Consider the following 22,919-nt stretch of genomic DNA (forward strand, 5'->3'; position numbering starts at 1 on the left):
CCCAATCGACGTTCAATTATTTGTTGATCAATCGTTTCATCATTTCATTTGCCGCACCTTCGTCGGTTACTAAGATCGTTTGTTTAGGTGCACTCGCCATATAAGATAAAATCGCTTCCGCTTTACTTGCTCCGCCTGCTGCCGCAATAATGAGCGGTACGCGATCCAGGTGATCAGTTTGAATGCCCACTGTTAGGATACGGTGAACAACGTTTCCATCTTGGTCGAAATAATAACCAAACGCTTCGCCTTTTGCACCGTTATCTAGCAGCATTTGTTTTTCGGTATTGTCCGTATTTCTGACAGCAGCCATCGTATGGGCATCACCAATTCCGTGTAAAACACAGTCAGTGGCTTCATATAGTGCTAACATTTTTCGGACGGATGGCTCTTTTCGAAACGCCGCATGCGCTTCGGGGCTTAGCGACTCCGGATAATACAATGTGCTGTACTTTCCGCCGCATGCATTCGCAAATGATGCCGCGATGACATTTGCCTGTAAACCAATGTCGTCCCCAACACCGCCTCTCGCTGCAATGAAAAGTAAATCGTCGTGCTTATTCATTTGATCGAGATGGGAGGGGATTGAAGCCATTGTACTTCCACCCGTAACGGCCACAATCTTTCCTTTACCAAGGTCTTGAGCGAATTTTTTTGCAGTTTCTGCACCAATTGCTTGTTTAGCAGCTTTGTCATCGTCGCTATTTCCAGCAACCACTTTTACAGAACGAATCCCAAGAAATGTTGCCAATTTCTTGGCAAGTGCAGCACGCCCTGACCAATCTTCCATCATTATTTCAAGCGTTTCCAACACACCAACGCCTTGATCTGTAATCGTGGCACCTTCTTTTTCAACACGTATGATTTGCTGGGTTCTTAGTATATCCATAATGGTTCGCGTTTCACGCTCGGATAGTTCAGCCAATTGAGCAAGCGGCCGCCTGCCAATCGGGCCTGCCATTTTAATAAGCTTGACTAATCGATACCGTTGCTCCAGCGTGTCGATCATTTCAGGAATGAGCATTCGTTGTGCTTCAATGATTCTTTCCACAATGTTCCTCCATTCATCCGATGGATCAATATCGACCCACCCAAACAAAAACGTCCCACATAGAATAAAAAAATATTTTCTACTTTAGTATATATCCTTTCCATCTTTTTTTCAAATTACGTACCTTTAAGATGAACAAATTTTCAATCTTCATACATTTGATTTTAATACACTCACCAAATCATCTACACTAAAGTTACCGGATAATAAAACTTCCCCATCTTTTTCAATGACCGGGATATTGAACATAAATTTTTCATGAATGGTATCATCTTCTTCGATATTGACATTAGTCCAGGTTAACGAATAGTCTTCTTGTAATAATTGCATCATGAGCTCTGTTTCTTCACAAAGCAAACAGCCGGGTTTTGTATAAAACATTACATGCATGGAAGACACCTCACATTTTTTCTTTCTTCAGTATAAGCAATAAACTAAAAAAATGCTAAATTTTTCTCATTCACTCTATTTTGTTGAAATTATGGATGAAAAGTTCGCATACTGTTAAGAAATATGAGAAGATTGGGTTATCTAATTCAAAAAATGAAATAAAAAAACGCATACTTTTCAAAGTATGCGTCTCCGTACGCCCCCGACAGGAATCGAACCCATATTTCAAGAACCGGAATCTTGCGTGTTATCCGTTACACCACGGGGGCAAATGACATATTAATTATTCACAGCAGACAAGAGTTATTATACTACTAATAAGTTGACTATGCAACCTTATAATTTCAAGCGTTAAATTTGACCTTTGTTGACCATGCTATGTATGATAGGATTACTGTTGATCCAATGCGATTCAACATGGTGAAAAAGAATTGATTTCAAAGGAGGAAATGGAATGCATCTCATACCTACAGTTATTGAACAAACGAATCGGGGAGAACGTGCATACGATATTTATTCCCGCTTATTGAAAGACCGTATTATTATGCTTGGAAGCGGCATCGATGATAATGTCGCCAACTCAATTGTCGCACAATTATTATTTCTAGAAGCTGAAGATCCAGAAAAGGATATTTCCATTTACATTAACAGCCCAGGTGGCAGTATTACAGCGGGAATGGCAATCTACGATACAATGCAATTTATCAAGCCAGACATTCAAACGATTTGTATCGGAATGGCAGCATCAATGGGTGCTTTCCTTCTAGCAGCTGGAACAGAAGGTAAGCGCTATGCACTGCCAAACGCCGAAGTGATGATCCACCAGCCACTTGGCGGCGCACAAGGGCAAGCCACTGAAATCGAAATTGCAGCGAAACGTATTCTGTTCTTACGTGAAAAGTTAAATGGTATTCTTGCTGATCGCACAGGACAGCCTATTGAAGTCATTGCAAGAGACACAGATCGCGATAACTTCATGACTGCTGAACGTGCAAAAGAATATGGCCTAATTGACCATATCATTACACGCAGCGACATGAAAGAAAACGATAAATAACAAACAAAAACCGACCTCGCATGTGAAGGGTCGGTTTTTTGTTTAGCTTTCACTTTGTACAAGTTTTGTTAATGACTCAATGGCTTGCTCTTCGTCTGTCCCATCCGCAATTAATGTAATGGAAGTACCGCTTGCAATCGCAAGACTCATAATACCCATGATGCTTTTTGCATTCACTTGGCGCTCGTCTTTTCGTAAAAACAAATCTGCGATAAAACGATTGGCTTCTTGTACAAAAAGGGCAGCTTGTCTTGCTTGCAAGCCAGTTTTCATTTTCACTTCAACTGTTCTTTCAACCATGTTCATCCAACTCCCGTCTAAAAATCAAATACCTCCACTGCGGAGATTTCCGGCTATTTCCTCTATTTTTCGCAGGCGATGATTAACACCTGACTTACTAACGGCTCCACCCGACACAAGTTCCCCAAGCTCTTTCAACGTAATGTCTTGGTTTTCTAATCGAAGGCGGGCGATTTCTTGCAATCGATCCGGCAATTGATCCAGTCCGATTGTTTGATCAATCAGTTTGATATTTTCGACTTGGCGCTGTGCGGCACCAATTGTTTTATTTAAATTGGCCGTTTCGCAATTGACAAGTCGATTGACACTGTTACGCATATCTCTTAATATCCGCACGTCTTCAAATTTCATGAGTGACACATGCGCGCCAATTAGGCTTAGGAAATCGGAAATTTTCTCTGCTTCTTTTAAGTAGGCAATATACCCTTTTTTCCGATCAATCGATTTCGCATTGAGATAATAGTTATTCATCAAGTCAACAAGTGCTTCACTGTGCTCTTTGTAAATTGAGAAAATCTCCAAATGATAGGAAGATGTTTCCGGGTTATTCACTGATCCTCCCGCTAAAAAAGCACCTCGTAAATAAGCCCGCTGGCAACACTTCTTTTTCACTAAAGGCTTTGATATTTCGTTTTTAAATTGAAATGTCCCAGTCAGTATTAACAAATCTTCTAATAATGATTTCGCACCTTCTCGCACTCGACAAATATACACGTTATTCTTTTTCAATCGCATTTTTTTTCGTACGAGCAATTCGACTTTATACGGATAGAGCTGTTTTAGATTCGTATAAAGTCGTCTTGCAATGGCCGCATTTTCTGTTTGAACGTCAAGGCTTAGTTGTTTGTTTGAAAAAGACAACGAGCCGTTCATCCGTATGAATGCTGCAATCTCTGCTTTAATACAGCATTGATCCGCTTCAATTTGTGTCAATTCTTTCTTAACGACCGAAGCAAAAGACGACATGCCGTTTCCCCCTCTCCGAACGATCATGTCTGATTCGTTTTCTCAAGTTGTTCTAGATAATTGATGAGCCAGTCAGCCACTTTTAAAGAGTCATGAAATACAAACCCATCAATGACAGTAGCAATTTCCCTAATAGCTATTTTGGGAACAAGACGTCCCAGCGTTTCTAAATCATTTTTGACTGGCCACGGCGGCTCTGACTTTTTCTTTTCGGGTAATAGATCATTAAAATCGGTACCGTTTAAAAGAATCGCATCGATAAATGGTTTCCCCGCATGATCATATAATGCCTTAACATGCTGGGATGCTGTATAACGATACGTTTCGCCGTTCTGCGTTGTCAAATTACTAATATACACTTTTTGAGCATGACTCGACAATACCGCTTCTCGAATTGCTTGTACTAATATTGTTGGCATAATGCTTGTATATAAACTGCCAGGGCCAAACACAAGTAAATCAGCCCCCTGAATGACCCGGACTGTTTCCGGCAGGGGCTTTACTTCTTGCGGTGACAAATATACTTTTCGAATCTTTCGCTCATAGACCGGAATTTTTGACTCTCCCGTTACGATCGTACCGTCTTCAAGCTCTGCATGCAGCGTAATCCGTTGATTGGCAGCAGGTAGTACGCGCCCTTTTATATTTAACACGCGTCCCATCGTTTCAACAGCACGTGCAAAATCACCAGTAATGTCCGTCAGTGCCGCAAGCATTAAATTGCCAAGGGAATGCCCCTTCAAATCATCTGTTGTTTCAAATCGGTACTGAAACATTTCTTCAATGAGCGGCTCCACATCTGAAAGCGCTGCCATCACTTTTCGGACATCCCCGGGCGGCGGAATGCTATATTCATCCAATAGACGTCCCGAGCTGCCTCCATCGTCTGCCACTGTGACGACAGCCGTTAAATCCACATCATGCTGCTTCAAGCCACGCAAAAGGGTGGATAAGCCGGTTCCGCCCCCAAGGACTACTATTTTTTTCTTTTCTTGGGGTTTAACCATTGCGTCACCCCTTCCTTTTCTCTATATCCTTGTGGGTAATAAATGTCCGATATTCATCTTCAAATTTCGTCCCGAAATATTCCGCTAGCGTAACAGATCGATGCTGGCCGCCTGTACATCCAAATGCGATGACGACTTGTGATTTCCCCTCATTTTTGTACTGGGGGATGAGAAACTTAAACAAATCTGTTAGTTTATCAATTAACATTTTCGTGTCGCTCCATTTGAGCACATAGTCAGCCACTTCTTTTTCAAGTCCTGTTTTTGCTTTCAATTCCGGGAGATAAAAAGGGTTAGGCAAAAACCGAACATCGAATACGACATCCGCATCGATTGGCATACCGTGCTTAAAACCGAATGAAATAAAATTCACCGTAAAGTTTACGTCTTCACTCGTGGAAAACTCGGACATAATTTTTTCTCGTAATTCTCGAGGTTTTAAATTGGATGTATTATAAATTGATCGCGCTCTTCCTTTAATATCGGAAAGCAGCAGCCGTTCTTTTTGAATCCCATCAAGCGGAAGTCGTCCTGCCGCGAGCGGATGGGAGCGTCTTGTTTCTTTATAGCGACGCACAAGCGTTTCATCGTCTGCATCTAAAAACAAAATGCGGGACGATACACCGTCAATCTGTCTGACATCATCAAGCGCTCCAATAAGAGAGTCAAACAAATCCCCGCCGCGTGTATCCATAACTGCCGCAATGCGTCTCATTTTATTCTCAGATTTGGTCATCAAGTCTAAAAAGGTTGCCAATAGCTCCGGAGGTAAATTATCGATACAGTAAAAACCAAGATCTTCAAAGCTTTGCATCGCAACTGTACGTCCTGCGCCTGACATCCCGGTTATAATGACTAATTCAATTTCTCCATGTGCTTTGTTTTCCGTCATGATTATTCATCACCCTCTACAGACTTTTGAAGAACTTCTTTCAACAGGTTAAATTGTTCCGTGTAAAAAAACGTTCCATACTGCATCCCAGGTTCCTGCGTTGCAAACCATAAGTTTGTTCGATCGCCTTCCGCCATCGGAAGCGTTTGCAGGCTTTCGATCGGGTGCCATTCCAGTACACCTTCTGTCGTTGTTTCATAAGGTGTACCTGATAAGTCATGGGCAATAAACGTGTATAGCATCCATTCATCTTTCACCGTTTGCCCAGCATTGTCCATTATCGCCATCGTATAAACGCCTTTTAAATGGGTGCCGATTGGTGTTGTACCTGTTTCTTCTTGAAATTCTCTTTCGGCAGCCTCAAAAATCGATTCTGTTGGATCCATTTTACCGCCTGGTGCCACATACCAACCACGACGAGGTTTTTTTAACAATAATACATGGCCATCTTTTATAACGAGAAGATTCGCGATCCGTTGCATATACATTACCCCACTTTTTTACGCATAGTTTTATTATACATTGTATCTTCAAAAAACGACATAAAGAAACTTGACAATCCCTTGTCTATTGTACAGGCAATTCACTTTCAGTATGTGTCATCTGAATATAAATACAAAAAGAGGTCATCCAATCGGATTTCCGCTGGATGACCTAAATCATGTTCTATATCAAAAGGGGTCAATTGATACTTTTAACTATACCTCTGCCTCATTGCATTTCTGTTACGGCTACATTAAAGATTTGTTAAACAATACAGGCGAGTCATTGCTCAAAGTTCACCGCTTTTGTTTGAGTGTAGGAGAAATAAGTTAAACTTCTGTACCGATTTCCTCTTTTAATGCTTCAATATACCTTTGGGCCGCTTGTGCAGCAATACTTCCATCCCCTGTAGCCGTTACAATTTGACGCAATAGCTTTTCACGAACGTCTCCAGCAGCAAAAATTCCCGGAATGGATGTTTCCATATCTTCGTTCGTGTGAATATAGCCGTTTTCATCCAGAATACCTAAGTTTTTAAACGGTGCTGTTAGTGGGTCCATACCGACATAAACAAACATTCCGTCTGTTTCAAATTCACTTTCTGAACCGTCCACCGTTGAAACGAGTGTAATGGAACCAATCTTACCGTCTTTCTCATTCACTTGTTTAACTGTTGAATTCCATAGAAACTCGATTTTGTCATTGGCAAATGCACGGTCTTGGAGAATCTTTTGCGCACGAAGCTCGTCACGGCGATGGATGATCGTTACTTTATCTGCAAATCTCGTTAAGTACGCGCCTTCTTCAACAGCGGAGTCACCGCCGCCGATGACGACAATCTCTTTTTTGCGGAAAAAGGCACCATCACATACCGCACAGTAACTGACACCGCGCCCAGTTAGATCATTTTCGCCTGGCACACCAATTTTACGGTATTCTGCACCCGTTGCGATAATGATTGATCGCGCTTTATATTCTTTATCACCAACGATGATTGTTTTTGTATTGCCGTTGTCGATCACTTCTTTTACATCTCCGTAAGCATATTCAGCACCAAACTTACGAGCATGATCAAACATTTTGGTTGATAGGTCTGGCCCTAAAATATGGTCAAAGCCTGGATAGTTTTCAATATCTTCTGTTGTTGCCATTTGTCCGCCGGGAATCCCGCGTTCTAGCATTAATGTAGACATATTTGAACGAGATGTATATACAGCAGCTGTCATTCCTGCCGGTCCCGCTCCGATTACAATGACATCATAAATTTTCTCAGTTGACATGCGTACTTCCTCCTCCACATAGTACTGCTAACCAAATCGTATAAGATTTGGCGCGTAGCTTCAACTAATCTGCTTCATCCCAATACGGCGTAATTTCCCATGAACGTTACTCATCAAAAAGCGGTAAAAAATCTATTAGTTCTTGAACGTATTTTGTTAAAGTTGGAACGGATATTCCAAATTCCAAGGCAATTCCTTTTTTTGTAACACCCGCATAACGTGAGGATTGGAACATATAATCAGCTGCTGCTGCAAGTGCTGCTGGATTGGTAAATGGATACTCACGTGTTAAAGCCGTCTCACATAATGTGAACCACATTTGAAACAAATGTGCGGCTTCTTTATCCAGTGGACCATATTTTTCATAAAGCAAATCAGCCGTTTGGAGTGCCCGCAAAAAAGCTTTGTCAAATGGGGTGTTTGGCTTAAATTCATAGTCTAGACTGCTCGCTAAAAAAAGACGCTCTATATCACTTAACTCATCGACATGAATATAAGAAGGATGAGAAATAATCTCTTGCTTATGCATAGACTTCCCAAGCAAATAAAACCCAAATAGTCTTTCGCTATGGTAAGTATTATTAATCTTATTTAATAAAAATTCGCGATCTTGCTCAACGGAAGTAATGGATATTTCATCGTTGCCATCTTCCCATGGCTCAAATCCTTTTTTCGTTGGATCTATTTCCACAAGTTTAGCATACGCTTCCTTCGCAATAGTGGAATAGCCAGAAAAATAGGCTGAATGGGCAAGCCAAAAATAATAGCCCGCATCTCCTTCAAAGCCACGTCTCTGGAGACTTCGAAGCCAATTGAACGCCTCTTGATGCTTTCCAACTAATGCAAATGTTGCGCCTAACTTATAGCGGTGTTCGATTTGATAAGGTTTGATCTTCAAAAGTAAGTTCAGTAATGACGTTAGCTCTTCATCTTTTTTCTCGTAGTAATAAAAAATAGCAAGATTACATAAGGCGTGGATATTGCCTTTATTTTTCTTAAGCACATCATCGAGCAGCTCTCTCGCCCGATCCGTTTCTCCGGTATAAAAATAGGCAAGTGCCAAATTATTATACGCCGCCCAAAATTCAGGGTAGTCCACAATAATTGACTCCAGCAATTCGACCGCTGTACCGAACTCTCCTGTCTCCATCAAGCGACGCGCTTTTTCTTGTAGAAAGTATACTTCGCCGTCCGGGGCATCCTCGTCCGTATATTCCGCGGCTTCTTGTTCTGCAAAGTCGATGATTTCTAATGCTTCGTCTACAAAAACGCCTTCAGGTGCAATGGCAATATACATTTCCGCATACGCCTTTGCATCGCGAAGGAGGCCAAGATGCGCATGTACTTCCGCCAAATAAAAGACAATTTCGTCCTCCTGTGGATCAAGTGTATGTGCTCTCATTAGCAACTCGTATGCTTGTTCAAAATTCCCCTCTTCCATTACGAGAACGCCGTAATGCATAAGATAGCGGGGATCTTTTGGATTCAGCTCCGTTGCTCTTTTCAAGTATTTTTGCGCATCTTGTAAGCGATCCCGTTGTATCGCTTGCAACGCTTTATTAAAATAAAACTGTCCATTTGGAATGAACGATATGACTTTTTTATTTTGTGAAATACGTTTTTTATCCAACCTTATTCCCCCGAAAAAATAAGAAGGAACGTACGAAACGTTCCTCCTCGTATTGAGCCTATTATACCACAACTTCTAGCCGGTCAATTGGTTTTCACCGATTTCCTTCCAACGGATCCCTCTCACGTCGTTTTGCCATTTCACTCGCTGTAAAAATGATTTTCACCGGATTGCCGCCCGCAAACACCCCGGGAGGAATGTCTTTATTAACGAGGGAGGCCGCTGAAACAATTGCCCCATCGCCAATTTCAATACCCGGTAAAATCGTCGTATTCGCTCCGATCAATACATCTTCACCTATGACGACATCTCCTATGCGATATTCGTCGATCAAATATTCGTGCGCAAGAATCGTTGTATTAAAACCGATAATGGAGTTGCTTCCCACTTTAATGCGTTCGGGAAACATCGTATCAGGCATGACCATAAGTGCGAATGAAGTTCGGTGACCAACTTCCATTTTTAAAAATACTCTGTAAAGAAAATTTTTCACTGGCATAAATGGCATATATCTGGCCAGTTGGATAATGATAAAGTTTTTGACGACTTTAAAAAAGGATACGGTTTGAAACATATGCCACAACGAATTGGCATCCCCTTTTGCAGGGTATCGCTCAGTCCGTCTCACTGATTTTCCCCATCCACAATTGCAAGCAAATCTGTGATATGTCCTAACATATAATCTGGCTCAAACGACTGTAAGTATGCCTCCCCTTTCAAAGCCCAAGCAACACCCGCTGTTCGAACGCCTGCATTTTGTCCGCCGACGATATCGTGATAATTATCTCCAATCATGAGCGCCTCATCTTTTGACACGTTAAGCTTTTGCAATGCAAGTAAAATCGGTTCCGCATTCGGCTTTGGATTTGTCACACTATCCTGGCCAATAATGACTTCAAATAGCCCTTCCAATTTCAATAGGCGAATCCCTTTTTCAATCATATCGGTACGCTTGGAAGAAACGATTGCAAGTTTGAGACCTTTTGCTTTTAACTGTTTAATTGTTTCTGTTACTTGATCATATTCCGCAACTAACTGATCATGCATTTCCAAATTCCACGCGCGGTATTCCTCGACAAGCAGCTCCTCTTTTTCTGGATCCAGTTCACCAAAAGATTCATTTAGCGTAGGTCCTAAAAATGGTAAAATCGATTGGCGGTCTGCATACTGTCCCGGAAAATACTTATTTAAAACATATTCAAACGATTGCAGGATTAATTCGTTCGTATCTGCCAAAGTACCATCAAAATCAAATAATAATGCAGTAATTTGTTTATCCATCAATAATCGGCGCCCCTTTTTCTTTCTCTTTTCTTTGCTCCGCACGCTTCCAGAAAAACGCAACGAGTATCGTTAGCACAAATGCGGTAATGATGCGAATGAGCAGGAGCGGCCACACCGGAATGCCGAGCGGAACAAAAAGCAATGTATCCTCAATCACCGCATGACAAGCGACAAGGAAGATGAACGCTAATGTGGCATCCTTTTTGCTGACACCATCCTCCTGCACAGCTTGAATCATAACACCTGCGCCATATGCAAGACCGATCACCAATCCTGCCACAAGTGTTAAAGATGCATTTGGCTGAACACCGATGACTTTTGTAAAAGGCGCTAAACGCTTGGAAAACTTTTGTAAGTACTGTCGGTCTTTTAAAAACTGGACAAAAATCATGAGCGGAATGACGATTAAAGCAAGCTGCAGCACACCAAAGGAAGCTTTTTGCAAGCCTAGTAAAACAATTTGGAACCAGCCTTCCGGATCTTTTGTAACAGTCGGTGTGATGCCATACTGCGCAAGCTCCCCACCGCCTTTCCAGAACAGATTAATAACGATTCCCGAAAAAGCCGCGAGTCCGAAACGTACGACTAAAACGATCCAAAGTTTCACACCAACTTTTAAAGCGACACCCGTTTCAATAAACATATTATGTGAAAACGACAGCATCACTGCGATGATAAATACTTCTTTCACCGTTAATTCCAGTGATAAAACACCTGCAATTCCCGCATATAAATTCAGTGCGTTTCCAAGCACAAGTGGAATTGCCGCTTCTCCACTTAAGCCGAAAATCCCCATAAAAGGCGCGATTAATTGTACAAGCCATGGTAACACGGGTGTGTGTTGTAAAATCACAACGAGCACGGTAATTGGAAAAATAATTTTCCCAAGTGTCCAAGTTGTACCAAAACCAGCTTTCAACCCATTTTTTAATGTTCCTATTTCCCCAACCCTTTGTTTAGTCATCTTTATAATTCACATCCACTTTCTGGACAAAACGTCTGATGATAAAAATAACAACGGCAATGATGATCGTCGTAATCGACACAAGTTGTGCTGTACGCAATCCGCCAATGAGCAAACTATCTGTTCGCATTCCCTCGATAAAAAATCGGCCAAGCGAATACCAAGTCAGATAGAATAAGAACATTTCACCGCGCTTTAAGTTTACTTTTCGTAGCAACAAAATGATAATGAGTCCAACAACATTCCAAAGCGATTCATATAAAAAAGTCGGGTGATACGTCACACCATCGATCGTCATTTGTTTCATGATCCAATCTGGAATGATTGTTGTCTCGAGGAAGTGCGTGGAAACCGGTCCACCATGCGCTTCTTGGTTGATAAAATTTCCCCAGCGCCCAATAATTTGACCGATCAATAAACCAGGCGCCGCGATGTCGACGACTTTCCAGAATGAAACCCCACGACGTTTCGTATAAAAGTACGTCGTTAAAAATGCACCAATCAATGCACCGTGAATGGCGATACCGCCATTCCATATTTGAATAATTTGCTCGGGATGATTTTTATAAACATCCCATTCAAAAACAACATAGTAAATACGTGCCGTAATGATCGAAATCGGCACTGCCCAAATTAATAAATCCGTTAAAAATTCGGGATGCATTCCCCGTTTCACCATTTCCCTTTGAACAACAATAAAAGCTAGAATGATTCCAAGGGCAATCAAAATACCATACCACTTAATCGAGAATGGCCCTAGTGAAATAGCGACAGGATTGATCGCTAAGTTTTGGTACATCAAATACATCATTCCCCTCTATGTATCAATTCGATTCGGATTTCTCTTGTATAGCTGTACTTAGTTTTCTCGAAAATTCCTCTGCCGCATTGACACCGAGGCGTTTCATTCGATAATCCATTGCCGCAACTTCAATAATGACGGATAAGTTTCTTCCCGGGCGCACAGGGACCGTTAACTTCGTCAATTCAGAATCCATAATTTTCATCTTCTCTTCATCAATTCCGAGGCGATCATAAATTTTCTCTGGCACCCATACTTCGAGGTCGACAACGAGCAAGATCCGTTTGTCACTTTTGACAGCGCTCGCACCGAATAATGTCATCATATCCACGATCCCCACGCCGCGGATTTCCAACATATGCTCCAATAATTTTGGTGCATTACCGATCAGTACGTTTTTGGCGACTTGGCGAATTTCTACTAAGTCATCCGCAACGAGGCGATGACCTCTTTTCACAAGTTCGAGTGCAATTTCACTTTTACCCACGCCGCTCTTCCCAGTGATTAGCACGCCAATTCCGTACACATCGACAAGGACACCGTGAATGGCAGTCATCGGCGCAAGTTGCCCTTCTAAATAGTTCGTCAACATCCCTGAAAAACGAGTCGTTGGATTGTCTGTTTTAAATACAGGCGTTCCTTTCTGATCCGCGACTAGCTTTAACTCATGCGGCGCATCCATTCCATGCGCAATAATAATTGCAGGCGTTGCGGGCGTACAAATCTTTTCCGCTCGATCTATTTTTTCTTCCACCTTAAGCTTTGCATAGAACGACAGCTCAGTCATACCGAGCAACTGCACACGCTCCGCTGGATAGAAGTTAAAATAGCCAGCCATTTCAAGGCCAGGTCGAGAAATGTCACTCGTATGTATTTGATAATCGTTTTCAATGTTTCCCGCAATCAGTTCCAGACCAAATCTTTCCTTCACATCTCTAACTGTTACTCCGCCCATCGGCCTCCCCCTCTCCTCCTTTTATCTATGCCCCATTTTACCACGACCACATTCAAATGAAATGATTTCGTTCCGAATTCGTCTACTTTTCAGCACTTTTATGCTATATAGGTGATAAAGGAGGCATGCATTATGAAAATACTGCTTGATGCTGGTCATGGACCCGAAACGCCTGGTAAACGATCGCCAGACGGAAGGCTGCGGGAATTTTCTTTCAACCAAGCTGTCGCAGTAAGCGTCGCAAGATATTTAACCTTTGAAGGAATGTCCGTTACCTTTTCACATCGTCCCGAGCGGGATGTACCGTTAGGAAATCGCATATCCTTGGCCAACAAAACAAATGTTGACGCTTTCGTTTCAATACATGCAAATGCTTATGGGACGACATGGAATGATGCGAAGGGCATTGAAACGTTCGTCTATCCAACAGCAAGCAAACAAAGCTTTGCACTTGCCAAAGGGATCCAGCAATCGATGATCATTGCGTGTAACCGGGTCGACCGCGGCGTAAAAACAGCTAATTTTGCAGTCCTTAGGGAGACGCGAATGCCCGCCGTGCTCGTTGAATGTGGATTTATGACAAATCGCGAGGAAGCCACACTTTTAATGCAAAAAGCGTATCGAGAGCAATGTGCGAAAGCCATTGCATTTGCGATTCTTTCTTGGAAGTATAGAGGGAAAAGTTAATATAAATACAGAAAAAACTGCTCCATCCCACAATAATAAAATGGGATTGGAGCAGTTTTTATTCGGACGGATGTTTGGCATTATAGCAGACGAGCACCGATCCTGTTTTCGCTTCCCCAAATAGATGGAGTGGGAATTGGTGATCTCCTGCATCTTTTTTAAATCGAATGGATCGATGTAAGACTTGTTCCTGCTCGGCAGTTCGATCAACGTCGTTTAACTGTAATTCGAGTCGGCCCATATTGGAAGAAATCTCCCCCGTCAGTGAGATGTCGGATGGGATGTAAATTTCAACCGATCCGCTGACCGTTTTCGCATCCACTTTTTTAGGAGCGGTATCGGTCGTCGTAACCACTACATGTCCGTTAAGCGATTGGGCTTCCACTTCTTTTACCGCACCATCAATATAGACACGACCATTTAACGTTTCCGCTTCAAGTGTATTCCCTGTCAAATGATGCAGGTCAATCCCACCGTTTGCGGTTTCAATTTCCGCATCTTCAAACGTGAGTCCAGAAACGTCAATTTTACCGTTTGCGGTTTTGACACGTATTTTCTTTGCCTCAATATCCTTCATTTTAAAGGCACCATTTAGCAGCCGCGTGGAAATTCGCTCGTAAACTTTACCAGGGATATACAACTCCACATTCACTTGCATCATCTTTAAATCGCTTGATAAATGGAGTTTTCCTTCATCCAAGACGAACAGCAGCTTTTGTTCAAAATCTTTTCGAGCCTTTTCTTCGGACTCATTGTTAAAAGCCTTAACTGTAAACTCTGCCCGAATCTCTTCCTCTTCGCCAGCATGAATGGTTACCTTGCCATTATCAATCGTAATAAGCAATTCTTCCAGGCTATCCGCAGATTTTGTCATTGTTTCTGTAAAAGTGACCGAATGACCAAATGGAGAATCAAAGTCAAATTCCTTTACTTTTTGTACGGTAGATTGCATGAAATGCATAAATCGATCTCCAACATTGGTAAAATCTTTCCGTAAATCTTCCAAGAACTCATCCATAGAATGTGATGTTTGACGATTCGTTTTTTGACTAAACTCGGATTGTTCAAAAGGCTTTTCTTGAGGCGCAACACTTTCAGACGATTGCTTTTGCTCCGGTTTTCCAAGTGCTTCTAGAAGCGTGAGTGCTTCGTCTGTTGTAATCGTTCCATTTTCCAACATTGTCAAAATTCGTTTTCGTTCATTTTGCATGATAAAGCCTCCTCGTTTCTGCGTTTAGGTATATATACGATTCCCATTCCGAAAAGTTTCACTTGGCTGCTTTTTCTGCTTCTTGCATCGTCTCTTCCATGCGTTGTTGCTCACGATCAAGGATTAATTTTAAATAGTGACCCGTATATGATTTTTCATTCGCTGCCACTTTTTCCGGCGTTCCCGTGGCGATAATTTGTCCACCTTTGTCGCCGCCTTCTGGGCCAAGGTCAATAATATGGTCAACTGTTTTAATGACATCCAAATTATGTTCAATAACTAGGACAGTGTTGCCCGTATCAACTAATCGCTGCAAGACGACAAGCAACTTCGCGATATCATGGACATGCAGCCCAGTTGTCGGCTCATCTAAAATATAAAACGATTTGCCGTTCGATCGTTTATGAAGCTCTGATGCAAGCTTCACACGCTGTGCTTCCCCGCCCGAAAGCGTTGTAGCTGGCTGCCCCAATTGGATGTAACCGAGACCTACATCGACAATTGTTTGAAGCTTGCGATGGATTTTCGGAATGTTTTCGAAAAACACGAGTGCATCTTCTACTGTCATACCGAGTACATCTGCGATATTTTTCCCTTTGTATCGGACTTCAAGCGTCTCACGATTATACCTTTTTCCATGACAGACCTCACATGGTACATACACATCAGGCAGGAAATGCATTTCAATTTTAATAATCCCATCGCCGCGACAAGCTTCACAGCGTCCGCCTTTGACGTTGAAGCTAAACCGGCCTTTTTTGTAGCCGCGCACTTTCGCTTCATTTGTTGCTGCATAGACATCTCGGATATCGTCAAATACCCCTGTGTATGTCGCCGGATTCGATCTTGGCGTCCGTCCGATCGGTGACTGGTCAATGTCGATCACTTTTTCCAATTCTTCTAATCCTGTAACGGATTTATATTGTCCCGGCTTTTGCTTGGAGCGGTTTAGCTTTTGCGCCAATACTTTATATAACACTTCATTGATTAGTGTACTTTTACCGGAACCAGACACACCCGTGACGGCGATAAATTGACCAAGCGGAATATCTACGGCGACATTTTTCAAATTGTTTTCTGACGCACCTTTAATCGAAATTTTTCGACCATCCGATTTTCGTCTTGTTGTCGGCAAAGGTATGAATTTTTTCCCGCTCAAATATTGTCCTGTCAGTGAAGCCGAATCATTCATCACTTGTTCTGGGGCCCCAGCGGAAACAATTTGACCGCCATTGACACCTGCGCCAGGGCCGATATCTATTAAATAATCGGCCGCCATCATTGTGTCTTCATCATGCTCGACGACAATGAGCGTATTGCCAATGTCCCGCATACTTTCTAAAGTGCCGATAAGACGATCATTATCCCGCTGATGCAACCCGATAGACGGTTCATCCAAAATATAGAGCACACCTGTTAGTCTTGAGCCAATTTGCGTGGCAAGACGAATGCGCTGCGCCTCTCCGCCTGATAATGTTCCAGCCGCTCTCGATAACGATAAGTAATCTAAACCGACGTTAATCAAAAAGCCAATCCGTTCTTCAATTTCCTTTAAAATAAGCTTGGCAATTTGCGCATCTTTTTCAGACAGTTGAAGGTGCTTGAAAAACTGATCCGCTTCCACAATAGACCGCTCTGTCACTTTTCCAATATGCACGCCGTTTACTTTTACAGCAAGCGACTCTTCCTTTAACCGATAACCATCACATCTTGGGCACGGCCGCTGCGCCATATACTTCTCCATCTGCTCTCGTACGTAGTCTGAACTCGTTTCCCTAAAGCGACGTTCGATATTGGCAAGTACACCTTCAAAGTAAATATTCGTATCGCGTGTATTGCCAAACTCATTTGTAAAGCGGAAACGAATCTTTTCCTCTTTAGAACCGCGCAAAATTTTGTCTAGTTCATCATCCGCAAGTTCGCTCACTGGCACGTCCATAGAAATGCCAAAATGCGTTGCGACTGCTTTTAGCAATTCAGGATAATATTGAGAACTTGTCGGTTCCCATGGGGCAATCGCATGATCAGTGAGTGAGCGAGATGGATCCGGAATGACAAGCTCCGGGTCCACTTCAAGTTTCGTCCCCAAACCATCGCATTCTTGGCAGGCCCCGAATGGACTGTTGAACGAAAACATTCGCGGCTCCAGCTCACCGATCGAAAAACCACATTGCGGGCACGCATGATGTTCGCTAAATAACAATTCTTCCCCGTCGAGGACGTCAATAACCACTGTGCCCTCCGCAAGACGAAGTGCAGATTCAAGCGAATCACTCAGTCTTGCAGCGATGTCTTCTTTTATAACGATTCTATCAATGACGACTTCGATCGTATGCTTTTTGTTTTTATTTAACTCAATATTGTCATCCAAATCGATGACTTCTCCGTTCACGCGGATCCTTACATAGCCTTGCTTCTTAATATCTTCGATGAGCTTTGCATGGGTTCCCTTGCGGCCGTTCACGATTGGGGCTAACACTTGGATTCGTGTTCTTTCTGGCAACTCTAACAGGCGATCTACCATTTGCTCAATCGTCTGTGAAGAAATCTCAATCCCATGAATCGGACAGATCGGCTTCCCAATCCGTGCATACAGAAGTCGCAAGTAGTCGTAAATCTCCGTTACAGTTCCAACCGTTGAACGTGGATTTCGACTCGTTGTTTTCTGATCAATTGAAATAGCCGGTGAAAGACCTTCAATGACATCCACATCAGGCTTATCCATTTGCCCTAAAAACTGCCTTGCATAGGCAGACAGCGACTCAACATATCTTCGCTGTCCTTCTGCATAAATCGTATCGAAAGCAAGCGATGATTTTCCTGACCCTGACAAGCCAGTGATCACAACGAGCTTGTCGCGCGGAATATTGACGTCAATATTTTTCAAATTATGGGCCCGGGCACCTTGTATAATGATTTCTTTGTTTTTCATTTGCTTCACCTTTCCGCCTTCAATTCCAATATCGTATCCCGGAGCTCCGCTGCACGTTCGAAGTCAAGTGCTTTAGCTGCATCTTTCATTTCTTTCTCCAAAGATACTAAAAGTGTTGCTTTTTCCTCTTTGGACAGTTTTTTCCCTTGTGTCACTTGATCTACATAGGAGACTGTTTCATCCGTGGCATGTGTAGCCCGGATGACATCCCGCACTTTTTTCGTAATCGTCTTCGGTATAATGCCATGTTTTTCATTGTAGGCGATTTGAATCGCACGACGCCGCTTTGTTTCTTCTAAGGCGATTTTCATAGAGTCTGTCATGCGATCGGCATACATAATGACATGCCCCTCAGCATTTCGTGCTGCACGTCCAATTGTCTGGATTAATGACCTATGTGAACGCAGGAAACCTTCTTTATCAGCATCGAGAATGGCGACGAGGGATACTTCCGGAATATCTAGTCCTTCCCTCAATAAGTTAATCCCAACCAACACGTCGAACGTTCCGAGCCTAAGCTCTCGAATAATTTCAATTCTTTCCAGTGTTTTAATCTCGGAATGAAGGTATTGTACTTTAATGCCAATTTCTTTTAAATAATCCGTTAAATCCTCGGACATCTTTTTCGTTAGCGTTGTAATGAGTACCCGTTCATTTTTTTGAACGCGGTCGTGAATTTCATCGATTAAATCGTCTATTTGTCCTTCAATTGGGCGGACGTCGATTGTTGGATCGAGTAAGCCAGTCGGCCTGATAATTTGCTCGACCATTTTTGGTGTATGCTCAATTTCATAGGGACCGGGTGTCGCTGACACGTAGATCGCTTCATGAACATGCTTTTCAAACTCCTCAAATTTCAATGGACGATTATCCAGCGCCGATGGAAGCCTAAAGCCATGCTCCACCAATACACTTTTCCTTGCCTGGTCACCATTATACATACCCCGAATTTGCGGAAGTGTCACATGACTTTCGTCAATAACAATTAAAAAATCATCTGGAAAATAATCAATCAGTGTGTAAGGCGTCGCTCCTGCCTCCCGTAACGTTAAATGGCGGGAATAGTTTTCAATGCCCGAACAAAAACCCATTTCTTTCATCATTTCCAAGTCATAGCGTGTACGCTGTTCGAGACGCTGTGCCTCGAGCAGCTTCTCTTGGCCACGCAATTCTATCAGACGCTCCTCAAGTTCCTTTTCGATATTCGCAATGGCCTTCGTCATCTTTTCTTCGCCTGTCACGAAGTGGGATGCCGGGAATATGGCCACATGATCGCGATCTCCAATAATCTCGCCGGTTAATGCGTCAACTTCGCGAATTCGGTCAATTTCATCGCCGAAAAATTCAATGCGGATGCACCGTTCATCTTTTGAAGCTGGAAACAATTCAACAACATCGCCGCGGACCCGAAATGTTCCGCGGATAAAGTTCACATCGTTTCGCTCATATTGAATGTCAACGAACTTTCGCAGCAATTCGTTTCTTTCGATTTCCATACCTGTTCGTAAAGATACGACATGCTCACGATATTCTTCCGGTGAACCGAGACCGTAAATACATGAAACGGATGCGACAATTAGCACATCTTTTCGTTCGAATAACGACGATGTAGCGGAGTGACGCAACTTATCAATTTCATCATTAATACTCGCGTCTTTTTCAATATAAGTATCTGTATGCGGCACATACGCCTCCGGTTGGAAATAATCATAATAACTTACAAAATATTCAACGGCATTGTTAGGAAAAAATTCTTTAAACTCACTATACAATTGCCCGGCTAACGTTTTATTGTGAGCGATGACAAGTGTTGGTTTATTGACTTCCTTCACAACATTGGAAACGGTAAACGTTTTCCCCGTTCCCGTCGCGCCGAGTAATGTTTGGTGTTTTTCTCCCTTTTCAAGCCCTTTTACAAGTTCGGCAATCGCTGAAGGCTGATCGCCCCCGGGTGAATATGGCGCATGCAATTCAAATTTCTTTTGGTCCATCGTCTCCACTCACTTCCAAGAAGAATTGATCTTCATTTTAGCATAACCTTTCCATTTTCACGAGCAAAAAGAGAACGTACGTTTTAAGAAGAAGTGAAGGGTGCTTTTCATTTCCCGGCATATAAAAAAAAAACGCTGCATATTTCATGCAGCGCCCCACTTTAGTCATTTTCAATTAACTTGTTCAAACTGTCTGTATACATATTAAAGGCTTTTTCATCTCGCCGATCGAGTGCATGGTCAATCAACATGAGCAATCGTTCCTTTGTTTGTTCCCAATGAATATGATTTAAAAACAGGTCCATATAAATTTCGTTGAGCATCTTTTCGGCCTGCAATGTCGTGTTGTTTTTTCCAACGGCTTTTAAGAATTCGGCATATGAATAGTTGTTTTCCATCTTACTCACCCCTAATGCCTTTTATATAGTATATCGATTTCCAGTGGCAAGTTGCAAGTCTTTTTAGAAAATTCAACCTCTTTTTTCAAAAAAGACCGTCCCTAATTGAACAGTCTTACTCAACATTTTTTCTTTGTCCCGTTAAACGGATGGTGGCTTCGGAAACGATTAGCACGATCGCTCCAATTAAGATCGGTGTAAGTGATAGACCAAATTGAACAACTGCCCCGATCATCACACCAATCACTTGAATCCATTGAACAGTACGAACTGTTTCTTGAACGGCTGCAGAACGACGATCTTCTTTTTCCGGAAACAACATATCCATTCGAAATTCATCCCCTGCTCCAAGCGCATGAACGATTTGTACTGCTGATGCAAATGCGAGCGATCCTACGAAAATAAATACAACTATCGGGAATGGAATGAACAACGCGCCAAGTACAGACAATATCGTTAATCTCAGCCATAGCCAAAAAATATCATCCGTCCGAAGAAATGTACGACGAACGAGATAAGCGTGCGTGGCGTTATTGTTGCCGAATTTCGGCTGAGTCATGAGAAATTTTAGCCATCTTCTTCGACTGACAGAGCCTTTCACATGTGGAACATCTGTAAAGTAATTGGCAAAACGATAAAATCGCATCATTCGATTTTGTTCGAGTGCAATGAAATGATCGTATGGAAAAGGCTTTTCGGCTGTTCGCTTTTTCCAATATTGTGCATAAAGGCCGATCATCACTGCAATGATGGGTAAAATGAGCGGGGATCCATGCAGTCCAATCCAAATAAGAATCGAAGCCAATAAAAATCGAACTGTCCGATCCAACCATACTTTTCTTCCTTCCAACACATACCTGGCATTAAACTCGGATTGAACAAAGATCATTTTAAGTACTACGATAAAAACAGCAATGCCTAGATAGCTACTATTTGAGCCTGTCCCAGTCGCCGACAATAGCGGTAAGGCAACGATCAAAAGAATGAACGGCAACGGCAGCTGCGAAAAGAAACTCCAGCGCAATGCACGCTTCATATACTCTCCCAACTGCTGTTCTAACGGTAAAAAATACACACTATCTGCTTGCTTTAACAATGTAACGGGCGGCGAATAGCAGAGTGCAGCTGCAATGACAATTGCCGTAAGGAGCGCGGCCGGAAAATGTTCGGGCACTTCTTTCAGCCATTCACTGTAAGCATATCCCCCAGCACCGATTGTAAAGACTAAAACAATCGCCAAATGGCCCGTAAAAACATATTTCATATACCGTTGAAATTCGTTCATGTAATGGACGAAGCGTACTCCCCATATGTCACGCAAATTTTTCATCGTCTGTATCCTCAGTCATCGCAATATATAAATCATCCAACGAAGCATTCGGCCGGCCAAATGCTTTTCTCAAATCATCCATTGTTCCACTCGCTCTTACTTGGCCGTTATGCAATAAGATGATGCGATCACAGTATTTTTCCGCAGTAGAGAGCACATGCGTCGACATTAAAATCGAAGCCCCTTGCTTTTTCCGTTCTTCCATTTGATCGAGCAATGACTTAATGCCGATCGGATCTAAACCGACGAATGGTTCATCGATGATATAAAGGGAAGGATTGACAAGAAATGCACACATGATCATCACTTTTTGGCGCATTCCTTTGGAAAAATGGGAAGGAAACCATTTCAATCGCTTTTCCATTCTGAATTCTTTCAGTAATTGCTCGGAGCGTGCTTCGAACACATCCTCCTCAAGTCCGTATGCCATAGCCGTCAACTCAAGATGTTCGCGCAGCGTCAATTCATCATATAAAATAGGCGTTTCGGGAATGTATGAAAAGGCTTTCCGATATTGTTCTGGGTTTTCACGAAATGTTACACCATTCAGTCGAATGTCACCTTCATGAGGATTCATTAGACCAATAATATGTTTGATCGTTGTACTTTTACCCGCACCATTTAACCCGATCAATCCGATCAGTTCTCCGCGGCCAATTGTAAAAGATACATCGTGCAGGACGGGTCTTCTTGTATACCCGCCCGTTATATGTTGTAGTTCTAAAATTTCCATCTTCATCCTCCATTCCTTTCCTATCTTATCAAAAATCTCTTTTGAATACCTTGTCCAATACACCTTTGTCGAACGATTATATGCTACACTTGTCCTAAAAATGAAAGGAAGTGCCGAAATGACTTCTTGTATTTTTTGTAATATTGTCGAAGGAAGCATTCCGAGTGAAAAAATTTATGAGGATGAACATGTAGTGGCATTTATGGATATTATGCCTGTCACAAAAGGTCATGTCCTTATCATTCCAAAAACGCATCGGGAAAATCTATATGAAATGACCTCAGAGGAGGCAGCGCAGGTATTTTCCGTTGCGCCCAAAATTGCAAATGCCTTAAAAGAAGAGTTTGCCCCTGCCGGATTAAACGTATTGCAAAATAATGGCGCTCCTGCGGGACAAGCTGTATTCCATTTTCATATGCATTTGATCCCACGTTATGATCGATCTGACGGTTTCCAGCCGCAATGGGATCCACAAACAGATACTTTTACAGTGGAACGCATCAAAGAAATCGCAGTCGGCATTCGTAAAAAACTCCTATAATCACCTTGCTTATTTTCTGAATTCGGTGTATTATAC

General features: G+C 42.4%; 23 protein-coding genes and 1 tRNA gene. 3 read left to right on the plus strand and 21 right to left on the minus strand.

What is annotated here, in order from left to right; translation table 11 throughout:
* Positions 1-16 precede the first annotated feature (16 nt).
* From AU377_RS13705 to AU377_RS13715, 3 genes are all read right to left on the minus strand, one after another.
* Positions 17-1,051 (minus strand): sugar-binding transcriptional regulator, encoded by a 1,035-nt coding sequence (locus AU377_RS13705; protein ID WP_067408341.1) that lies wholly within the window; start codon positions 1,049-1,051, stop codon positions 17-19.
* Positions 1,052-1,201: 150 nt separating this feature from the next.
* A complete protein-coding gene (locus AU377_RS13710) occupies positions 1,202-1,441 on the minus strand; it encodes a glutaredoxin family protein (protein ID WP_067408342.1) in 240 nt (79 codons plus the stop codon).
* A 197-nt stretch (positions 1,442-1,638) separates the two neighbouring features.
* Positions 1,639-1,710: transfer RNA gene (locus AU377_RS13715), tRNA-Arg, on the minus strand.
* 185 nt (positions 1,711-1,895) lie between these two features.
* Between AU377_RS13715 and clpP the strand changes: the two genes are divergently transcribed.
* Positions 1,896-2,498, plus strand: coding sequence for an ATP-dependent Clp endopeptidase proteolytic subunit ClpP (gene clpP / locus AU377_RS13720; RefSeq protein WP_067408343.1), 603 nt, complete (start codon positions 1,896-1,898; stop codon positions 2,496-2,498).
* Positions 2,499-2,540: 42 nt separating this feature from the next.
* Here clpP and AU377_RS13725 read toward each other — a convergent pair whose 3' ends face one another.
* The 12 genes from AU377_RS13725 to hprK all read right to left on the minus strand — a co-directional run bounded on the left by AU377_RS13725 (position 2,541) and on the right by hprK (position 13,061).
* Positions 2,541-2,798 carry an HPr family phosphocarrier protein gene (locus tag AU377_RS13725; RefSeq protein WP_067408344.1) on the minus strand — a complete coding sequence of 86 codons (258 nt, stop codon included), beginning with the start codon at positions 2,796-2,798 and terminating at the stop codon, positions 2,541-2,543.
* A gap of 24 nt (positions 2,799-2,822) precedes the next feature.
* A complete protein-coding gene (gene whiA / locus AU377_RS13730) occupies positions 2,823-3,764 on the minus strand; it encodes a DNA-binding protein WhiA (RefSeq protein WP_067408345.1) in 942 nt (313 codons plus the stop codon).
* A 23-nt stretch (positions 3,765-3,787) separates the two neighbouring features.
* Positions 3,788-4,771, minus strand: a complete 984-nt coding sequence (gene yvcK, locus AU377_RS13735) for a gluconeogenesis factor YvcK family protein (RefSeq protein WP_067408346.1) — start codon at positions 4,769-4,771, stop codon at positions 3,788-3,790.
* A 4-nt stretch (positions 4,772-4,775) separates the two neighbouring features.
* On the minus strand, positions 4,776-5,663 hold the full coding sequence (gene rapZ / locus AU377_RS13740) for an RNase adapter RapZ (RefSeq protein WP_067408347.1): 888 nt from the start codon (positions 5,661-5,663) through the stop codon (positions 4,776-4,778).
* Positions 5,664-5,665: 2 nt separating this feature from the next.
* Complete coding sequence (locus tag AU377_RS13745; protein ID WP_067408348.1) at positions 5,666-6,145, minus strand: NUDIX domain-containing protein; 480 nt, start codon at positions 6,143-6,145, stop codon at positions 5,666-5,668.
* 330 nt (positions 6,146-6,475) lie between these two features.
* Complete coding sequence (trxB, locus tag AU377_RS13750) at positions 6,476-7,426, minus strand: thioredoxin-disulfide reductase (RefSeq protein ID WP_067408349.1); 951 nt, start codon at positions 7,424-7,426, stop codon at positions 6,476-6,478.
* 106 nt (positions 7,427-7,532) lie between these two features.
* A complete protein-coding gene (locus AU377_RS13755; RefSeq protein ID WP_067408350.1) occupies positions 7,533-9,056 on the minus strand; it encodes a lipopolysaccharide assembly protein LapB in 1,524 nt (507 codons plus the stop codon).
* Positions 9,057-9,150: 94 nt separating this feature from the next.
* Positions 9,151-9,684 carry a DapH/DapD/GlmU-related protein gene (locus tag AU377_RS13760; RefSeq protein ID WP_067408351.1) on the minus strand — a complete coding sequence of 178 codons (534 nt, stop codon included), beginning with the start codon at positions 9,682-9,684 and terminating at the stop codon, positions 9,151-9,153.
* Positions 9,681-10,337 (minus strand): pyrophosphatase PpaX, encoded by a 657-nt coding sequence (ppaX, locus tag AU377_RS13765; protein WP_067408401.1) that lies wholly within the window; start codon positions 10,335-10,337, stop codon positions 9,681-9,683. The genes AU377_RS13760 and ppaX overlap by 4 nt, the downstream gene beginning before the upstream one ends.
* A complete protein-coding gene (locus tag AU377_RS13770) occupies positions 10,330-11,280 on the minus strand; it encodes a nucleoside recognition domain-containing protein (RefSeq protein WP_067408402.1) in 951 nt (316 codons plus the stop codon). The genes ppaX and AU377_RS13770 overlap by 8 nt, the downstream gene beginning before the upstream one ends.
* A gap of 16 nt (positions 11,281-11,296) precedes the next feature.
* Positions 11,297-12,115: a prolipoprotein diacylglyceryl transferase gene (gene lgt / locus AU377_RS13775; RefSeq protein WP_253724497.1), complete on the minus strand. Its 819-nt coding sequence runs from the start codon at positions 12,113-12,115 to the stop codon at positions 11,297-11,299.
* A gap of 13 nt (positions 12,116-12,128) precedes the next feature.
* On the minus strand, positions 12,129-13,061 hold the full coding sequence (gene hprK, locus AU377_RS13780; RefSeq protein WP_067408352.1) for an HPr(Ser) kinase/phosphatase: 933 nt from the start codon (positions 13,059-13,061) through the stop codon (positions 12,129-12,131).
* A 132-nt stretch (positions 13,062-13,193) separates the two neighbouring features.
* Here hprK and AU377_RS13785 point away from each other — a divergent pair, with 132 nt between their 5' ends.
* Entirely contained in the window at positions 13,194-13,748 is a 555-nt protein-coding gene (locus tag AU377_RS13785; protein ID WP_067408353.1) for an N-acetylmuramoyl-L-alanine amidase, read from the plus strand.
* A gap of 58 nt (positions 13,749-13,806) precedes the next feature.
* On the opposite strand, the gene AU377_RS13790 is transcribed toward AU377_RS13785, so the two are convergent.
* The 6 genes from AU377_RS13790 to AU377_RS13815 all read right to left on the minus strand — a co-directional run bounded on the left by AU377_RS13790 (position 13,807) and on the right by AU377_RS13815 (position 22,342).
* Positions 13,807-14,958, minus strand: a complete 1,152-nt coding sequence (locus AU377_RS13790; RefSeq protein WP_067408354.1) for a DUF4097 domain-containing protein — start codon at positions 14,956-14,958, stop codon at positions 13,807-13,809.
* Between the two features lie 58 nt (positions 14,959-15,016).
* Entirely contained in the window at positions 15,017-17,890 is a 2,874-nt protein-coding gene (uvrA, locus tag AU377_RS13795; protein ID WP_067408403.1) for an excinuclease ABC subunit UvrA, read from the minus strand.
* Between the two features lie 5 nt (positions 17,891-17,895).
* Positions 17,896-19,881 carry an excinuclease ABC subunit UvrB gene (uvrB, locus tag AU377_RS13800; RefSeq protein ID WP_067408355.1) on the minus strand — a complete coding sequence of 662 codons (1,986 nt, stop codon included), beginning with the start codon at positions 19,879-19,881 and terminating at the stop codon, positions 17,896-17,898.
* A gap of 161 nt (positions 19,882-20,042) precedes the next feature.
* A complete protein-coding gene (locus tag AU377_RS13805) occupies positions 20,043-20,279 on the minus strand; it encodes an IDEAL domain-containing protein (RefSeq protein ID WP_067408356.1) in 237 nt (78 codons plus the stop codon).
* 115 nt (positions 20,280-20,394) lie between these two features.
* Complete coding sequence (locus tag AU377_RS13810) at positions 20,395-21,609, minus strand: ABC transporter permease (protein ID WP_067408357.1); 1,215 nt, start codon at positions 21,607-21,609, stop codon at positions 20,395-20,397.
* On the minus strand, positions 21,593-22,342 hold the full coding sequence (locus AU377_RS13815) for an ABC transporter ATP-binding protein (RefSeq protein ID WP_067408358.1): 750 nt from the start codon (positions 22,340-22,342) through the stop codon (positions 21,593-21,595). Before AU377_RS13815 ends, AU377_RS13810 begins: the two co-directional genes overlap by 17 nt.
* Positions 22,343-22,460: 118 nt before the next feature.
* On the opposite strand from AU377_RS13815, the gene AU377_RS13820 reads away from it, so the two are divergent.
* A complete protein-coding gene (locus AU377_RS13820) occupies positions 22,461-22,883 on the plus strand; it encodes an HIT family protein (RefSeq protein ID WP_067408359.1) in 423 nt (140 codons plus the stop codon).
* Positions 22,884-22,919 lie beyond the last annotated feature (36 nt).

This window comes from Sporosarcina sp. HYO08 (genome assembly GCF_001563475.1).
In the GTDB taxonomy this organism is placed as follows: Bacteria; Bacillota; Bacilli; order Bacillales_A; family Planococcaceae; genus Sporosarcina.

Coding starts and splice junctions, on each gene's coding strand:
- AU377_RS13710 (WP_067408342.1), bottom strand. CDS start 1,441: ATGCATGTAATGTTTTATACAAAACCCGGCTGTTTGCTTTGTGAAGAA.
- clpP (WP_067408343.1), top strand. CDS start 1,896: ATGCATCTCATACCTACAGTTATTGAACAAACGAATCGGGGAGAACGT.
- AU377_RS13725 (WP_067408344.1), bottom strand. CDS start 2,798: ATGGTTGAAAGAACAGTTGAAGTGAAAATGAAAACTGGCTTGCAAGCA.
- whiA (WP_067408345.1), bottom strand. CDS start 3,764: ATGTCGTCTTTTGCTTCGGTCGTTAAGAAAGAATTGACACAAATTGAA.
- yvcK (WP_067408346.1), bottom strand. CDS start 4,771: ATGGTTAAACCCCAAGAAAAGAAAAAAATAGTAGTCCTTGGGGGCGGA.
- rapZ (WP_067408347.1), bottom strand. CDS start 5,663: ATGACGGAAAACAAAGCACATGGAGAAATTGAATTAGTCATTATAACC.
- AU377_RS13745 (WP_067408348.1), bottom strand. CDS start 6,145: ATGCAACGGATCGCGAATCTTCTCGTTATAAAAGATGGCCATGTATTA.
- trxB (WP_067408349.1), bottom strand. CDS start 7,426: ATGTCAACTGAGAAAATTTATGATGTCATTGTAATCGGAGCGGGACCG.
- ppaX (WP_067408401.1), bottom strand. CDS start 10,337: ATGGATAAACAAATTACTGCATTATTATTTGATTTTGATGGTACTTTG.
- lgt (WP_253724497.1), bottom strand. CDS start 12,115: ATGATGTATTTGATGTACCAAAACTTAGCGATCAATCCTGTCGCTATT.
- hprK (WP_067408352.1), bottom strand. CDS start 13,061: ATGGGCGGAGTAACAGTTAGAGATGTGAAGGAAAGATTTGGTCTGGAA.
- AU377_RS13785 (WP_067408353.1), top strand. CDS start 13,194: ATGAAAATACTGCTTGATGCTGGTCATGGACCCGAAACGCCTGGTAAA.
- AU377_RS13790 (WP_067408354.1), bottom strand. CDS start 14,958: ATGCAAAATGAACGAAAACGAATTTTGACAATGTTGGAAAATGGAACG.
- uvrA (WP_067408403.1), bottom strand. CDS start 17,890: ATGAAAAACAAAGAAATCATTATACAAGGTGCCCGGGCCCATAATTTG.
- uvrB (WP_067408355.1), bottom strand. CDS start 19,881: ATGGACCAAAAGAAATTTGAATTGCATGCGCCATATTCACCCGGGGGC.
- AU377_RS13805 (WP_067408356.1), bottom strand. CDS start 20,279: ATGGAAAACAACTATTCATATGCCGAATTCTTAAAAGCCGTTGGAAAA.
- AU377_RS13810 (WP_067408357.1), bottom strand. CDS start 21,609: ATGAAAAATTTGCGTGACATATGGGGAGTACGCTTCGTCCATTACATG.
- AU377_RS13815 (WP_067408358.1), bottom strand. CDS start 22,342: ATGGAAATTTTAGAACTACAACATATAACGGGCGGGTATACAAGAAGA.
- AU377_RS13820 (WP_067408359.1), top strand. CDS start 22,461: ATGACTTCTTGTATTTTTTGTAATATTGTCGAAGGAAGCATTCCGAGT.